The organism is Lamprocystis purpurea DSM 4197, assembly GCF_000379525.1.
GTDB classification, from domain to species: domain Bacteria; phylum Pseudomonadota; class Gammaproteobacteria; order Chromatiales; family Chromatiaceae; genus Thiodictyon; species Thiodictyon purpureum.
In genome coordinates, this window is sequence record NZ_KB902507.1 from 13644 (window position 1) to 29497 (window position 15854).

Here is a 15854-nt window from a genome sequence, read left to right on the forward strand (position 1 = left end):
GCAGAGACGCGGAGGCGCAGAGTGAGTTCTTTGCCGTTCGTTGTAATCATCGGGAACCGGGGAGTCAACCATGACCTTCAATGAATCCAACACCATCGAAGCCTACCTGTGCGATCTGCTCGCCCGGCCGATGGCGCGGAACGCGGTTCGGGATGCGGCGGGGGGCTATGGTGTTGGGCTGGGCGCGCCTTATCCGCCGGGGCGGGACGCCCCGGCTCCTTTGGGGTGGCAACCGGTCGCTGCCGCTGACCTGCAACGCCAGCCGCAGGAGGTCTTTGTCGAGTCTCAGGTCCGTGCGGCGCTGATCCGGCTCAATCCCGAGATCGCCGCGCGGCCGGAACGCGCCGATGAGGTGCTCTACAAGCTGCGCGCTATCGTGCTCTCTGTGCGCAGCGATGGGCTGATCAAGTGCAATGAGGAGTTCACCGCCTGGCTGCGCGGTGAGCGCTCGATGCCGTTCGGGCCGAATAATGAACATGTCACGGTGCGCCTGATCGACTTCAAGGACCTGGAGAACAATCAATACGTCGTCACTACGCAATACGGCTTTCGCGCCGGCCCGGCCGAGCGCCGCGCGGATGCCATGCTGCTGGTCAATGGCTTTCCGCTGATCCTGATCGAGACCAAGACCCCGGTGCGGCCGGCGGTGAGTTGGGTCGACGCCGCGCTTCAGATCCATGACGACTATGAAAAATACGTCCCTGAACTCTTTGTCTGCAACGTATTCAGCGTAGCGACCGACGGCAAGGAGCTACGCTTTGGTGCCATCCACCTGCCGATCGACCTTTGGGGACCCTGGCGGATGGACGAGGACGCGGTGCCCACGGGTCTACGAATCGCTCAAGCCGTCCACCGGTCAGGGGGCACTGCTCTGGCATGTACTGGGTGAGAAAACCATCGCGCTGATCCATGCGCATGTCCGCGTCGGGACCATCCACGACGATCTCGATGATCTGGTGTTCGACGCCGATGTGATCGAAGCGATCCTGGACCCCGCCGGCCAGCAGCAGAAGGCCAAGGAGATCGCGATCAAGGTCGCCGCGCGGCTGCGCCGCCATCTTGGCAACCCGCGTTTCAAGCGGCTGTCCGAGCGGCTGGAACAGCTCAAGGCGCGCCACGAGGCCGGTCAGTTGCACAGCATCGCGTTCCTCAAGGAGTTGCTGGATCTGGCCCGCGACCTGGTTGCCGCGGAGCAGGAGACTCCGCCCGCCGAGGATGAGGACCGCGGCCGGGCCGCGCTCACCGCGCTGTTCCAGGAGGTACGCAATCCCGCAACCCCGGTCGTTGTCGAGCGCGTGGTCGAGGACATCGACCAGATCGTGCGCATCGTGCGCTTACCCTACTAAATTGCCCAGACTTTTATCAATGAGAAACGCACGCGTTTGCATTCTAATGGGATGGTCCGTCAGACCTGACGGCTTTTTCCCGATCACGAGGAACGCACAATGGAAACGATCGATCTCACCACGAACAACGCGCGTGGATTCGTCGGCCGCCTGCGGCGCCGGGGCGCCGGTTGGTGCCGCAACCTGGGCCTCCCGGTGGCCACGGACACGCGACCCGGCGGCAACCAAACCCAAGACACCACGCCGACTGGAGCCGTTGCCGGACCAGCCGAAAACCCGGCGGCGCGTGGAGAACCGCAACCGCGGGGACGCGGGCTCGGCGGCGGCCGCGGTGCTGGTGCCTGCCGGAACAACGGCGGCGCAGCCGGGCAAGGTCCGGGCCGCGGCGCGGGACGCGGTGTCGGCGGCGGACAAGGCCGTCGCGGCTGGATCTGAGCCGGCCCCTCGCTGACCCATGTTTACGGTCTTCGGCCTGTTCATCGTCTTGGCCGCCGCCGCGATTCCGACCGGGGTGCATCTGGGCTTTCGGGCACCGCGCATCCGCGAGACCGGCTCGCCCGCAGACTATGGCCTCGCCTATGATGCCGTGCGTATCCCTACGGTGCGTCAGCGTCACCTGTTCGGCTGGCTGCTGCCGCAACCGGGGGCCGACTGCACCGTCATCGTGCTGCATGGTTGGGGCAGCAACGCCGAGCTGATGCTGCCCCTGGCGGCCCCGCTGCAACGGGCCGGATTCAACCTGTTGCTCTATGATGCCCGCAATCACGGCAGCAGCGACTCGGACAGCTTTTCATCCTTGCCGCGCTTTGCCGAAGATCTCGGTATGGCGATGGCATGGCTCAAACGCCATCACCCGCACCGCGCCGCGCGCATCGTGGTCCTCGGCCACTCGGTCGGGGCCGGTGCCGCGTTGTTTGAAGCCTCACGCAATCCGGACATCACGGCGGTTATCAGTATTGCCGCGTTCGCGGATCCGGCACGGGTGACCGAGGGCTATTTGCGTCACCTGCATCTGCCGCGGCTGGTCACCCGCCTGGTCATCCGCTATGTGGAATGGATCATTGGCTTCCCGTTCGAGACCATCGCGCCGATGAACAGTGTCCGCCGCATCGCGTGCCCCATCCTGCTGGTGCACGGCACGGACGACCAGACCGTCCCGGTGGAGGATGCGCGCCGCATCCTGGCCAACTGCCGGACCTCCCAGGCCAGCCTGCTGGAGGTCGATGGGGCCGGGCACGATTCGGTGGACAAGATCGAGCAGCACGTCAGCGAGCTGACGCGGTTCCTCGACGACACCTGCCCCGCCAAGGCGGAGCAAGCGCGCATCGCTCATCCAGCGGCGACAAGGGATTGATCCTCGTTCCGGCCGGCGCTTGGACATCGCGCACTGGAAGTCGAGGCTATACCGTGAAAGTGCGTAGTCAGGCCATCCTGGCCTGACGGCGTCGGGACTGGAACGGTCAGGGCTGGAAGCCCTGACTACGCAGCGGTCGAGCAGACTTTCATGTTCCGGGGTGGCGCCGGCGCCATGGTCGTTAGCCGGACCTCGGCCGCCCAAACGCGAGGTCCACCGGCTAAAGCCTCGGCCTCCAGTTTGCTTACGGCCAGAGCGACGGCAGCCAGGAACCCCATTCACTGTCCGGCCAGCATTCGCTGGTCCTGACCCACTTCACCACCAACAAGAACATCAACGACATCATGGCATCGAACTACGAAACCTTTTTCGACTTGGCGAGTTTCGCCGTCGTCGGCCGCTCCCAGGTCACACCCTTTCCGCTGCTCAGCTATCGGCGACTGAAAGCGACCGGCAAAACGGTCTACGCGGTGGACCCCGACACCGACGTCATCGATGGCGATACGGCCTACCCCGACCTCGGTGCACTACCGAGCCCCGTCGAGGGCCTGATCGTCGAGGTACCGAAGGCAGAGACCAGCGCCTGGATCAGCGCGGCCGCCGCCGCGGGCATCCGCGATGTCTGGGTGCACATGGCTCACGACACCCCGGAGGCGGTGGCGCTGGCCGCGCAGCATGGCATCAACCTGCGCACCGGCACCTGTGCCGTCATGTATCTGAATCCTGGGTTCTCGTACCACAGTATCCACAAGCTCATCATGAAGATGACCGGTAAGTACTGAGGCGAGATCTCACGCGCAGCTTGCCCGACGGATGACCGGCGACCCCTCGGCCTCGCGCGCGGCCATGCGCAACAGGTTCGCCGCCACCGCCGCCTCGGCGGGGCGGGCGAACAAATAGCCCTGGCCCAGATCGCAATCCAACCCACGCAGAATCGCCAACTGATCCGCGGTCTCGACCCCCTCGGCGATGACCCGCAGGTGCAGGGCATGGGCCAGGGTGATCATCGCGGTCACCAGTGTGCGATCCCCATCCACCGTGCACAACCGGGCGACGAAGCTGCGGTCGATCTTGATGCAGTCCACGGACAATTGTTGCAGGTAGCCCAGGGAGGAGTAACCGGTACCGAAGTCATCAATGTGGATGGCCAGTCCCAGTGCACGCAGGGCCTGAAGCCGGCCGGTGTCGTGCAGGGTCTGTTCCATCAGCACCGACTCGGTGATCTCGAGATGGATGTCCGCCGCCGATAACCCATGCTCCGCCAGCAGAGTACTGACCGTCTGCGCCAGCGATTCCCGCTGAAGCTGACCACCGGAGACATTGACCGAGACCGGAACCGTCGCCAGCCCGGCCAGGCGCCAGGCGGCGATTTGACGACAGACCTCCGCCAGCACCCAGCGCCCGATCTCGCGGATCAACCCGGTCTCCTCCGCCACCGGGATGAATTGCCCGGGCGGGACCCAGCCCAAGACCTCGTTGTGCCAACGCAGCAGCGCCTCGAAACCGGCCAGGCACCCGTGTTCGAGGCGGACGATGGGCTGATAGTGCAGGGTGAGTTCACCGCGGCCCAGCGCCAGGCGCAACTGACTCTCCATCTGCAGGCGGGCGGCGACCCGATGGTCCAGCTCGGCGGAGAAGAAATGCAGGGTGTTGCGACCCATGGCCTTGGCCCCGTACATGGCGAGATCCGCGCAGCGAATCAGCCCATCGGCGTCGGCGGCGTCACGCGGATAGAGGGTGATGCCGATGCTCGCGGTGACGATGTACTGGGCGCCGCCCAGGTCGCTGGGCTGCACGACCGCGTCCAGAATGGACTGCGCCAAATCCGCGGCTTGATCGGGACTGCTCAGCCGGTCGGCGACGATCAGAAATTCATCGCCGCCGAAGCGGCTGAGGTGGACCCTCGACGCGGGGGGCGCCGACACGCCCTCCAGGCGCCGTGCCAGGCCCCGCAACAGTTCATCGCCCTGGGCATGACCAAGTGCATCATTGATTTGCTTGAAATTATCCAGATCAAGGAACAATACCGCCAGGTACCCGTCAGCACCCGCGGCCGCCGCGACACAGGCGCTGAGCAGTTCCCGGATCAGGCGGCGATTGGGCAGGCCGGTGAGCGGATCGTGGAAGGCGAGCAACTCGATCTGCTCCCGACGATCCGCCAGGTCTTCGCCCATGACCCGCACCGCCGCCGCCAGGGCGCCGATCTCGTCGGCCGAATGAATAGGAATCGGTGTACGCAGTTCGCCCGCGCCGATGCGGCCCGCCGCGTCGCGCAGGACGGCCAAGGGGCGCAACACCAGACGCCGCAGCCAGGCGATCAGGGCCGTCGTCAGCAGCAGGACGGCAAACCCCGTCATGATCAGTGTTGTCAGCCCCAGGCGGCGCAGCGGTGTCGCCAGGCTGTGCTCCGGCAGGGCGGCCAGGGCGAGGATGCCGGGTTCGATGAAGCGAACCCTGACCAGCCAGGGGCTCGCATCCCAGGTCCTGATCCCAGCGGCCCGCGACCCGCTCCGATCGGAGTGCGCGGACACCGGGTCAGGATGCAGCAGTGCCGACGGCAATCGCCGGCCGGTCCAGACGCCGCTGGAGTCGAACAGGACCTCGCCGGCGGGGAACGCCAGGATCAGGCGGCCGGACGCGGCAATGGGGAGCGCGCGCAGCCGCTCAAGAATTGGGTCCAATGAGACCCGCAGCACCAGATAGCCGCGGGTACGCAGGGTGTCGTCCGCCCGCGTCAGGTAGTGATCGGCCAACGCGATACGGCGGTAGACCTGCAGTGCACCGCCACCTTCCGGATCCTGGCTCAGCCTCACGCTGACCGGATCAGGGGCCGTCTGGACCGACGCAAACCCCGGCTCAGCGCCGCCCGCCGACACCTGAGCGGGCCGATCGCTCGCCGCCACCCGGATATCCATGGTCCCGTCCGGACGCAGTAAACGAATCTCCTGATACTCCGGATAAGCGTCACGGTACTGATAGAACAGCTTGAGCAGCGGGGCTTGCAACAACTCGGTCCGCTCCTGATCATCCGCGGCGCGAACATACCGCTCCACCGGACCGGCGGCGGCGAACAGTGCGCTGTTGGCCTGTGCCGCATCCACGAGGCCGCGCAGACCTTGGGCCGTCGCGTCCAGGGCCGTATCCAGGGACTGGACCGCCGCGTCTTCCAGGTCCTGACGCAGTGCGTCGTAGGACACCCAGCCCAGCGCCAGCACCGGCCCCGCCACCAGGGGAACCAGCACCAGGGCGAGTTTGAGTTGGAGGCGCACCGCCCTCAGTCCCCATGCACCAGGGCGGCATAGGCCCGCATCCGTGCGCTGACGGCCGGTGCCGGCAGCCGGGCATAGAACTCGCAACGCGCGAACGTGGCAGGGTCCGGATAAACCAGCGGGTCCTGGAGGAAAGTCGCCGGCAGCAGGCGCTCGGCGGCCAGGTTGGGGGTGGCATAGTTCAGGTCGCGGGCGTTGCGGGCCGCGATCTCAGGGCGATTGAGAAAGTCGAGAAAGGCTGCCGCCAGCGCTGGTTGAGCGCTCCGGGCGGCCACCGTCAGGAAGTCCAGCCACAGGGCGCCACCCTCGCGCGGGACCACATAGGCGACCTGATCGTTACGATCGATCAGGGCGGCGGCATCGCCGTTGAAGGAAACGGCGGCGGCGACCTGCCCGGTCAACAGCTCGGAGCGGGCATCCAGGGCCAGGGCGCCGTAGCGGAACACCGCGGGTCGCTGCGCCTTCAGCAGGTCAGCCGCGGCCTGGATCTGGGCGGTGTTACTGGTGTTCATCGAGAACCCCAGTGCTTTGAGGGCGACCGCGAACAGGTCGAAGTGATCGGCGATCATCAAGATACGCCCGCGCAACGCCGGGGCGGGATTCAGCAGGTCGAGCCAGGAGTCCAGCTCGCGGCCTACCAGATCGCGTCGATAGACGATTCCCATGGTCCCCCACAGGTAGGGGAGCCCATAGTCACGGCTGCCGGGATAGGCCGCATCCCAGCGCGGGTCGATGTGGCGCCGATGGGGGATCGCGGTTGGGTCCAGCGGTTCGAGCCAACCGTGTTTGCGATAAACCTCCAGGGCATTGCTGTCAACCAGCAGGACGTCGAAGCCCGCCCCGTCCGTCGCGCTCAGCACCTGGTCGCGCGCATCATCGGTTTCAAAATAGACCTGACGGACCCGGGCACCGGACGCGGCCTCGAACGCCGCGATCACGGCCGGCGCAAGATAGTCGGGCCAATTGAAAACGACCAATTCCGGACGCGCGACAGCACCCTGCGCTGCGGCGACCGACGGTCCCGTTGTTGCCGGACCGGCGCACAGCACCAACAAGACGAGCAAAGACAGGGCGGACCGTCGCATGGATGTTCTTCGCGGTGTTCTTTAGGGAGCGGGCAGATGCATCAGTAGGCGCGCTTGCACGGTCAGGAACACGGGCAGAACCTGGTCGGCCGGACGATAGCCGCCGCGGATCCTGATCGGGACGCGGTAACGGCATCGGCCCGATCCGCTGACTGCTGCCCGGCGGATCCCACGCCAGCAGCGATGCTGATCATACCACCCAGCGAGGAGCGGAAATGAGACCGCCGTCAGGTGCGCATGCTCCGCACGAAGGTCCGATCGCATACCGCGCTGGGCGCGGTTTAGCCAGCAGTTCCAAATTTGGGTGGCCGCCGCCAACAGCGTGCCGGCCGCGAGGCTGATGGTGGATGCGCTGCGCTTATCCACCCTACAAAACCGGCTCCGCTGTAGGGTGGATAAGGCGCGCTGCTCGGTGTCAGGGGCCCGGCACAGCGGTCGCGCGCGCCGCATCCACCAGGGATCGCGCGATGCCGCCCAAATTTGGAATTGCTGCGGTTTAGCAGTAAGGCGAGCGATTTTGCTGGTGCTATGACATAATGCAAGGCTGATTTTATCCGGGTTTGCGCTGCCCGCCCAAGCCATTCAACCTCCTGTAACCACGGGGATAACCTCGATGAGCCTCCTGATCTCCGACGCCATGGCCCAGGACGCGGCAACCGCCGCGTCCGCCGTGACCGACCCGCTGCTGAGCCTGCTGCCGCTCGTCCTCTTCGGTGTGGTCTTTTATTTTCTCCTGATTCGGCCCCAGGCCAAGCGTCAGAAAGAACACAAACGCATGATCGATGCCCTGACCAAGGGTGACGAGGTGGTTACCATGGGCGGCCTCGCCGGACGGATCACCGATTTGGGCGACAACTTCGTCCAGGTGGAGATCGCCGACGGCGTCCCCAACGGCGTCCAAGTTAAAGTCCGCCGCGCCGCGATCGAGGCGGTGATGCCCAAGGGTTCACTCAAGGACCTCTAACCGGAGTCTCGAGGACGCATGGGAGCCCGTTGCGTGCTTCCATCGTCCATCCGCTGCCGCCGGCCAGTTCCAGTTTCAATTTCAGCGTCGGTACGGCGCACCCCCGGCCCGGCGCCGCGCGACCCTCCCCCGCCGCGCAAGCGATTGGAAATGCGATGAACCAATATCCCCTGTGGAAAAACCTGCTGATCCTGGGAACCCTCCTGGCCGGTCTGGTACTGGCCCTGCCGAACCTGTTCTCTCAGGACCCATCCATCGAGATCTCGGCCGCCCGCAAGGCGACGATGACCGCCGCCGGCAGCGATGAGATCCGCGCCGCCCTGGAGAACGCCAAGGTCCCGTTCAAGCGGATCGACACGCTCGAAGGCGGCAAGCTCCTGGTCCGTTTCAACGCCTCCGGAGACCAGTTGCGGGGCGCCGAGGTGATCGAGAACACCCTGTCGGACCGCTACCGCGGCGCCCTGACGATCTCCGCCGATCTGCCCGGCATCGTTCGCGCGCTGGGCCTCAAGCCCATGAATCTAGGGCTTGATCTACGCGGCGGTATCTATGTGCTGATCGACGTGGACATGGAGTCGGCGGTGGATCAGTCACTGGAACGCTATGTCGAGGATATCCGCACCCAGTTGCGCGATGCCAAGGTGCGCTATCTGACGGTCGGCCGCGAACAGGGCAAGGTCGTCCTCAAGTTTGCCGACGCCGCGGCGCGTGACGCGGGCCAGAAAGTGATTGCCAAGGAGTTCCGCGACCTCGTGATGGCGTCGGTGGATGACGGCGAGGCGTTCCTGATCACCTTGGCCCTGACACCGGCCCAGCAGAAAGAGATCCAGGACTTCGCACTCCAGCAGAACATCACGACCCTGCGCAACCGGGTGAACGCCTTGGGCGTCGCCGAGCCTAACATCGCCCGTCAGGGCGATCGGCGCATCGTCGTCCAGTTGCCGGGCGCCCAGGACCCGGGCCGGCTGAAGGAGATTCTCGGCGCCACCGCCACCCTGGAGTATCGCCTGGTCGATACGGAAGGCAGCGCAACGGATGCGGAGGCCGGGCGGGTCCCGGTCGGCAGCCGGCTCTATCACGACCGCGAAGGCCGCCCGGTGCTCCTGAAGCGGCGGGTGATCGTCACCGGTGATCAGATCACCGATGCCGCCTCGGGTTTCGACGCCCAGAGCGGCACCCCGATGGTTTCGGTCAATCTGGACGGACCCGGCGGCCGACGCATGCGGGATGTGACCACCGAGAACGTGGGTAAACCCATGGCCGTGGTGTTCATCGAGAACCGCACCACGACCCAACAGGTGGACGGCAAGCCGGTGAAGCGCACCGAGAAGGTCGAGGAGGTGATCAGCGTCGCCAACATCCGCGAACCTTTCGGCAAGCGTTTCCAGACCACCGGCCTCGACTCCTCCGAGGAAGCCCACAACCTGGCCCTGTTGCTGCGCGCCGGCGCGCTGGCCGCGCCGATCCAGATCGTGGAGGAGCGCACCGTGGGTCCCAGCCTGGGCCAGGACAATATCGATCAGGGTATGCTGTCGGTCGCCATCGGCTTTCTCGCCGTGGTGGTGTTCATGGCCTATTACTACAGTTGGTTCGGGGTCGTCGCCGATGTGGTGCTGCTGCTGAATCTGGTGCTGATCGTGGCGGTCATGGGCCTGCTGGGAGCCACCCTGACCATGCCCGGCATCGCCGGCATGGTCCTCACCATCGGTATGGCGGTGGATGCCAACGTGCTGATCTTCGAGCGAATGCGCGAGGAGATTCGCAACGGCAATTCGCCCCAGGCAAGCATCGCGGCGGGTTACGACAAAGCCCTGTCCTCGATCATCGACGCCAATGTCACCACCCTGATCGCCGCGGTGGTCCTGTTCAGCTTCGGTACCGGCCCCATCAAGGGTTTCGCGGTCACCCTCACCGTGGGTCTGATCGCTTCCATGTTCACCGCCATCACCTGCTCGCGCGCCATGATCAATTGGTACTGGGGCGGTCGGCGGTTGAAGAGCTTGCCCGTCTGAGGGACCTACCATGCGTCAGATCAACTTCCCCAATCTCGACTACATGTCCCAGCGCTGGAAGGCGCTGGTTTTCTCCGGCGTGCTCATCGGCATCACCTTCATCTCGCTCGCGGTGCAGGGGCTGAACCTCGGACTGGACTTCACCGGCGGTACCGTCATTGAGGTGGGGTTCCAGGAACCGACCGTCATCGCCGAACTCAGCGGCGCCCTGGAAGCCGGCGGACTGACCGGCATCACGGTGCAGCACTTCGGCAGCACGCGCGAGGTGCTGCTGCGCATCCCCCCCAGCGGAGAGACCAATAACGCCGCCCTGAGTCAGAAGGTCTTCGATACGCTGTCGGCGGCCGCGGACGGGAAGGCTGAACTGCGGCGGGTGGAGTTCGTCGGCCCCCAGGTCGGCGAGGAATTGACCGAACAAGGCGGGCTTGCCGTCCTGTATTCGGTCATCGGCATCCTGATCTATGTCGCGCTGCGCTTCGAGTGGCGCTTCTCCTTGGGTGCCGTGGCCGCAACGGTCCACGATGCGATCGTCACGCTGGGATTCTTCTCGCTCTTCCAGTTCGAGTTCGATCTCAATGTGCTCGCCTCGATCCTGACCGTCATCGGCTATTCGTTGAATGACACCATCGTCGTGTTCGACCGGGTGCGGGAGAATTTCCGAAAGATACGCAAGGGCACCCCGCTCGACATCATGAATCAATCGGTCAACGAGACGATGTCGCGCACCGTCATCACCGCCGGCACCGTCTTCCTGGTGGTCGTGGCGCTCTATCTGTTCGGCGGCGAAACCCTGCGCGGGTTCTCCCTGGCACTGATCGTGGGCGTCATCTCCGGTACCTATTCCACTATCTATATCGCGAGCAACGTCGCGGTTCTGCTGGGTGTGAGCCGCCAGGACCTGATGCCGACACCCAAGGAGGGACCTGGGGTGGATGCCCGGCCCTGAACTTCGGCTAGGTGGATAGCATTGGATTTTCGGTCTCGATCAAGATTCCGGCCACTTGGGCTCGCCGGGTGCGTAGTCAGGCCATCCTGGCCTGACACCGTCAGGGCTGGAAGCCCTGACTACGCAAGTTGCTGGCCGGGATTACGATCAAGGCCGGATTTTCCGCTTTATTCACACCAAAAAGAACACGGGGCTTATCGGATGTACCTGGTTGTGAATTCAGCAGCATCCGGTGAGGTGCCCAGGTTGTTCGGCCGCCAAGTTGGACGGTCGCTGATCCTGGGCTGGCTGGTGCTGCTGTGCAGCGCGCTCGCGGCCTGTGGTCCGACGCCGGCACCCCAGATCGAGATCACTGGCCCCACGATGGGGACTTACTATGCGGTCAAGGTGGTGCAGCCCGCGGCGGGGCTGGATACCGCGGCCCTGCGCGCCGGGGTCGAACAGGTGCTCGCCGCGGTCATCGCCGAGATCTCGACCTACGAGCCGGAGTCCGAACTGTCACGTTTGAACCGCAACCCCAGTACCGACTGGGTTCCGGTCTCCGCCAACCTCTATCGGGTGATCGCTGCCGGCCAGCGGATCAGCGCACTGAGCGGCGGTGCTTTCGACGTGACGGTAGGACCGCTGGTGAACCTCTGGGGTTTCGGACCCGAGGAGCGACTGGACGCGGTACCAGCGCCGGAACAGGTCCGGGCGGCGTTGGAGCGGGTCGGCTACGGCAAGCTTGAACTGCGCGCCGACCCACCGGCCCTGCGCAAGCAGCGCGGGGATATCTATATCGACCTCTCGGCGTTGGGCGAAGGCTATGGGGCGGATCGGCTCGCGGCCTATCTGGATGGCCTGGGGGCGACCAACTACATGGCGGCAGTCGCCGGAACCATGCGGGTGCGCGGAACCAACGCGAAAAGGCAGCCCTGGGGCATCGCCGTCGAGCAGCCGACTCCTGGACAGCAGGCGGTCCAACGCATCCTGCCGGTCACGGATCAAGCCGTCTCCACCTCAGGAGACTACCGCAACTTCTTCGAGGCCGACGGTCGGCGTTTCTCGCATCATATCGACCCCAAGACCGGTGCCCCGGTCGCCCAGCGGCTGGCGTCGACCACCGTGATCCGCCCTGCCGGGGCAGACAGCGCCATGATGGCCGACGGGTTCGCCACCGCGCTGCTGGTGCTCGGCGAGCAGCGCGGACCGGCCCTGGCCGAATCGGAGATCCTTGCCGCCTATTTCATCATCCGTGACGATGCGGGTTTCCGGGAACAGACCAGCACGGCATTCGAGCGACTACACGCACCCTAACCCAGGCTGCTCCGTCGACCCAGCCCTGGGTTCCGCTGAACCTGTCCCCATGTTGCCGGCCACGATCGCTGATTCGGCCAAAGCGATCACTCGAAGCTTTGTCCATAGAATTTCCGCCCCGAAGCCTCGGCGGACGCTGGCCGGAGCGATGATCACGGCCATTTTGCGGCGGATCCTTTCTGCGATTGCGCGCGACCCGCCTTGAGGGCATGGTATAGCATTCGGACGTGATAACCGGACGTAGGGGCGGGTTTCAAACCCGCCCCTACATCAAATGTATGTCTGGATATCAGGTGCGAAGGCTATCTGCGTGCTTTTGTAATCACCCCATGGGAGTCTCGACCATGATGCGCATTCTCTTGTTTCTCGGTACCAACATCGCCGTGCTGATCGTCATCAGCCTGGTTTTCCGGCTGTTTGGCCTGGACAGCGCGCTCCAGGCCGGCGGCGGCATCAACATGACTTCGCTGCTGGTGATGGCGGCAATCATCGGCTTCTCCGGCTCCTTGATCTCGCTCTTCCTGTCCAAATTCATGGCGAAGCGCAGCATGGGAGTGCAGATCATCGATCAGCCGACCACCCCCTTCGAGCACTGGCTGCTGGACACGGTCGCCCGCCAGGCGCAGCAGGTGGGAATTCAGATGCCCGAGGTCGGGATCTTCGACACCCCGGACCCCAATGCCTTCGCCACCGGCTGGAACCGCAACGCCGCCCTGGTCGCCGTCAGCACGGGGCTCTTGCAGACCATGACCAAGGACGAGGTGGAAGCCGTGATCGGCCATGAGATCAGCCATGTGGCCAATGGCGACATGGTCACCCTGGCCCTGATTCAGGGGGTGGTCAATACCTTTGTGGTGTTCCTGTCACGCATCATCGGAAGCTTGGTGGACTCGGCCTTGCGCGGCCCGAACGACGAGCGCTCGGGGCCCGGTATCGGCTATTTCATTACCTCAATGATCGCCGAAATCCTGCTGTCCTTCCTCGCGACCATGATTGTGATGTGGTTCTCCCGCTACCGCGAGTTCCATGCCGACACGGGTGGGGCGCGCCTGACCAGCCGGCGCCAGATGGCGGATGCCCTGCGTGCCCTGCAACGCATCCACGAGCCGCGCGACTTGCCGGCCGGGGAATTCGCCGCGTTCGGGATCTCCGGACGCATCGGTGGGGGTCTTCAGGCCCTGTTCATGAGCCACCCGCCGCTGGAGCAGCGGATTGCGGCGTTGGAGTCGGGGGCCTGACGTCAGCTTTGATCATCGCTTCGGGCAGCTTCCGCCGATCGCTTAAGGCGGAGATTTGATCCACAGATGTCACAGATGTTGTTTTTCATCTGTGACATCTGTAGGCAAATTCGGGTGCTCGCTTTGACGGGTATGATCAGAACTGATGGGGCCGGGCCTCTCGGTAGGATGGGCAGAGCGAGAGCGATGCCCATCCTCAAGCGTCGCGGTGGTTGGATGGGCATCGCTCTCGCTCTGCCCATCCTACGCGCTGCTACTTCTTATCCTTCTTATCCTCGTCCTTCTTGTCGGCATCCGTCGCGGCAGGCGCAGCCGCCTCATCGGTCTTGGGCGAGACCTTCACCACTTCCTCATTGAGATCGACCACGGCCCCGTCGCGCAGCTGACTCATCTCTTGGCCGAGCTTCTGGCGCTGCACCATCGCGGTCAATTGCGGCTTGGCGTCCTCGAATTTCGGGGGCTCGGCGGTGCGGGTCTCCTGGAGTTCGATGACATGCCAGCCGAACTGGGTTTGCACCGGCTCCTTCGTGTAGGTTCCCGCCTTCATCTTGGCCACTGCTTCGGCAAACGGCTTGACCATCTGATCGGCATTGAACCAGTCGAGGTCGCCGCCACTCTTACCGGTCGGACCCTCTGATTTCTTCTTGGCCAACTCACCGAAATCCGCGCCCTTATCCAACTCCTTGATGACCTTCTTGGCCTCGGCCTCATCCTTGACCAGGATATGGCGCGCCTTGTACTCGGTGCGAGTGGCGTTCTTCTTGACCTCGTCGTACGCCTTCTTCAGCTCGTCATCCGTCACCTGAATGCCACGCGCCATATCCGCCAGGGCCGCATTGGAAAGGACCTTCAGACGCTGGACTTCGAGCGCGGCGGTCACATCCGGCGCATCCTGGAGCTTGCGCTTCTGCGCCTCCTGGGCCGCGACGACCATCGTCATGAATTCGTTGAACGCCTGCTGCTGAAAGGCCGGGTCGTTTTCACCCTGAGCTTCCTGCAGCCGCTCCATGAAAAACATGCGGAACACGTCCAGCGGATAGGCGACACCATTGACGGTGGCGATGGTGACGTTTGCGGGGAGCGCCGCGTCGGCGGCCGGGGCCTTGTCTTCCGCCAAGCAGAGACCGGAAGCGAGCAGGGCACTAATCAGCAGAGATATGCGAGTCTTGAACATTGCTTGAAGTTCCGTCAGTTGATAGCGATCGGTGATTGAAGTCCAGGTCCGCGGAACCTGGGTCCACAAGTTCCACGGGTCCGTCGTCAGTCGGGAAATGAAGCTCCGGCTCAAGCCGGAAAGACCTGTTTGAACGGCTTGACCTGAACCTGCGCATAGACGCCGGCAGCCGCATAGGGATCAGCGCCGGCCCAGGCTTCGGCCGCCTGCAGGTCGGGAAACTCGGCGACGATCAGTGAGCCGGTGAATCCGGCCGGCCCGGGATCTGGGCTGTCGATTGCCGGATGAGGGCCCGCAAGAATCAGGCGACCCGCGTCCTGCAGGGCGTGCAGCCGCTCCAGATGAGCCGGGCGGGCTTGCAGACGGGCCTCAAGACTCCCGGGATGATCAGCAGCGATGATGGCATAGAGCACGTTAGTCGGCCTCCACGGCCTTGGGTTCGTCCTTCATGTGGCGCGCCAGATAAAGGGCCTGGGCAATGACGAAGAGGATGGTCATCCCCATCATACCGAACAGTTTGAAGTTGACCCAGACCTCTTCCCGGCCTTGGGCATCGTTACAGAGGGCCAGCAGGTCACCCGCGTACTGGGCAGCGCAGGTGCTCAGATCGATGGACGTGCTGCCGGTTGCCTGGATCAGCGTCTGCTGGGCCTGATAGAAACCGCTGGCCCAATAGACCACGAGCAGATTGGCGATCCCCGAAACGAGAAAGAACAGCACCCAGGCCCAGTTCAATCGCGTCCAGATGGAGGCCGGCACCACGACCGCGTGCCCCATCATCCGTTCGGTCAGCGGTCGCCCGCCGATCCACTGGCTGCCCAGGAAGACAGCCGCAAACAGCCAATTGACGATCGTTGGTTTCCACATGACGAAGATCGGGTCGCGCAGGGCGATGGTCAAGCCCCCGAAGACCACCAACAAGCCCAGGGTCGCCAGGTGCATCCGCTCCACCCGGCGGCGGCGCAGCCAGACCCAGCCGACCTGAATGGCGGCAGCGCCGATCGCCACGCCGGTGGCCCAGTAGATGCCGGCGAACTTGTAGGCAACGAAGAAGAGAATGATCGGGAGCAGATCGAATACGAACTTCATATTCCGGGTTCTTATCGGGTTGCGGTCAGGCCAAGCGTCCGCCACCGTGACGGGATGCGGAGCATAAGACCTTGGCAAAAA

General features: G+C 64.4%; 15 protein-coding genes. 10 read left to right on the forward strand and 5 right to left on the reverse strand.

The genetic code is table 11. The features are described 5' to 3' along the window. Positions 1-70 precede the first annotated feature (70 nt). The 5 genes from A39O_RS42230 to A39O_RS0117735 all read left to right on the forward strand — a co-directional run bounded on the left by A39O_RS42230 (position 71) and on the right by A39O_RS0117735 (position 3482). Positions 71-889 carry a type I restriction endonuclease gene (locus tag A39O_RS42230; RefSeq protein WP_026199499.1) on the forward strand — a complete coding sequence of 273 codons (819 nt, stop codon included), beginning with the start codon at positions 71-73 and terminating at the stop codon, positions 887-889. Between the two features lie 67 nt (positions 890-956). After that, complete coding sequence (locus A39O_RS42235) at positions 957-1346, forward strand: hypothetical protein (RefSeq protein WP_026199500.1); 390 nt, start codon at positions 957-959, stop codon at positions 1344-1346. Positions 1347-1479: 133 nt separating this feature from the next. Further along, positions 1480-1797: a hypothetical protein gene (locus tag A39O_RS0117725; RefSeq protein WP_157640240.1), complete on the forward strand. Its 318-nt coding sequence runs from the start codon at positions 1480-1482 to the stop codon at positions 1795-1797. Between the two features lie 3 nt (positions 1798-1800). Then, entirely contained in the window at positions 1801-2700 is a 900-nt protein-coding gene (locus A39O_RS0117730; protein ID WP_020506007.1) for an alpha/beta hydrolase, read from the forward strand. 344 nt (positions 2701-3044) lie between these two features. Then, a complete protein-coding gene (locus tag A39O_RS0117735; protein ID WP_020506008.1) occupies positions 3045-3482 on the forward strand; it encodes a CoA-binding protein in 438 nt (145 codons plus the stop codon). A gap of 9 nt (positions 3483-3491) precedes the next feature. Here the strand turns inward: A39O_RS0117735 and A39O_RS36785 are convergent, their stop codons facing one another. Next, entirely contained in the window at positions 3492-5969 is a 2478-nt protein-coding gene (locus A39O_RS36785) for a putative bifunctional diguanylate cyclase/phosphodiesterase (RefSeq protein WP_020506009.1), read from the reverse strand. 5 nt (positions 5970-5974) lie between these two features. Next, positions 5975-7054 carry a polyamine ABC transporter substrate-binding protein gene (locus tag A39O_RS34020; protein WP_020506010.1) on the reverse strand — a complete coding sequence of 360 codons (1080 nt, stop codon included), beginning with the start codon at positions 7052-7054 and terminating at the stop codon, positions 5975-5977. Positions 7055-7667: 613 nt separating this feature from the next. Here A39O_RS34020 and yajC point away from each other — a divergent pair. The 5 genes from yajC (at position 7668) to htpX (ending at position 13510) form a co-directional block, all read left to right on the forward strand. After that, positions 7668-8018: a preprotein translocase subunit YajC gene (yajC, locus tag A39O_RS0117755; RefSeq protein WP_020506012.1), complete on the forward strand. Its 351-nt coding sequence runs from the start codon at positions 7668-7670 to the stop codon at positions 8016-8018. A 155-nt stretch (positions 8019-8173) separates the two neighbouring features. Continuing rightward, positions 8174-10030 carry a protein translocase subunit SecD gene (gene secD / locus A39O_RS0117760; protein ID WP_020506013.1) on the forward strand — a complete coding sequence of 619 codons (1857 nt, stop codon included), beginning with the start codon at positions 8174-8176 and terminating at the stop codon, positions 10028-10030. Between the two features lie 10 nt (positions 10031-10040). Continuing rightward, the gene (secF, locus tag A39O_RS0117765) at positions 10041-10976 is read left to right on the forward strand and encodes a protein translocase subunit SecF (RefSeq protein ID WP_020506014.1); all 936 of its coding nucleotides are present in this window, start codon (positions 10041-10043) and stop codon (positions 10974-10976) included. A gap of 213 nt (positions 10977-11189) precedes the next feature. Beyond that, entirely contained in the window at positions 11190-12272 is a 1083-nt protein-coding gene (locus tag A39O_RS34025; protein ID WP_245561923.1) for an FAD:protein FMN transferase, read from the forward strand. A gap of 344 nt (positions 12273-12616) precedes the next feature. Beyond that, positions 12617-13510, forward strand: a complete 894-nt coding sequence (gene htpX, locus A39O_RS0117775) for a protease HtpX (protein WP_026199501.1) — start codon at positions 12617-12619, stop codon at positions 13508-13510. A 253-nt stretch (positions 13511-13763) separates the two neighbouring features. Here htpX and A39O_RS0117780 read toward each other — a convergent pair whose 3' ends face one another. The 3 genes from A39O_RS0117780 to A39O_RS0117790 form a co-directional block, all read right to left on the reverse strand. Further along, positions 13764-14684 (reverse strand): peptidylprolyl isomerase, encoded by a 921-nt coding sequence (locus tag A39O_RS0117780; protein ID WP_051088847.1) that lies wholly within the window; start codon positions 14682-14684, stop codon positions 13764-13766. Between the two features lie 110 nt (positions 14685-14794). Then, positions 14795-15097, reverse strand: a complete 303-nt coding sequence (locus A39O_RS0117785) for a YciI family protein (RefSeq protein WP_020506018.1) — start codon at positions 15095-15097, stop codon at positions 14795-14797. A 1-nt stretch (position 15098) separates the two neighbouring features. Beyond that, entirely contained in the window at positions 15099-15773 is a 675-nt protein-coding gene (locus tag A39O_RS0117790; RefSeq protein WP_020506019.1) for an inner membrane-spanning protein YciB, read from the reverse strand. Between the last annotated feature and the right edge of the window lie 81 nt (positions 15774-15854).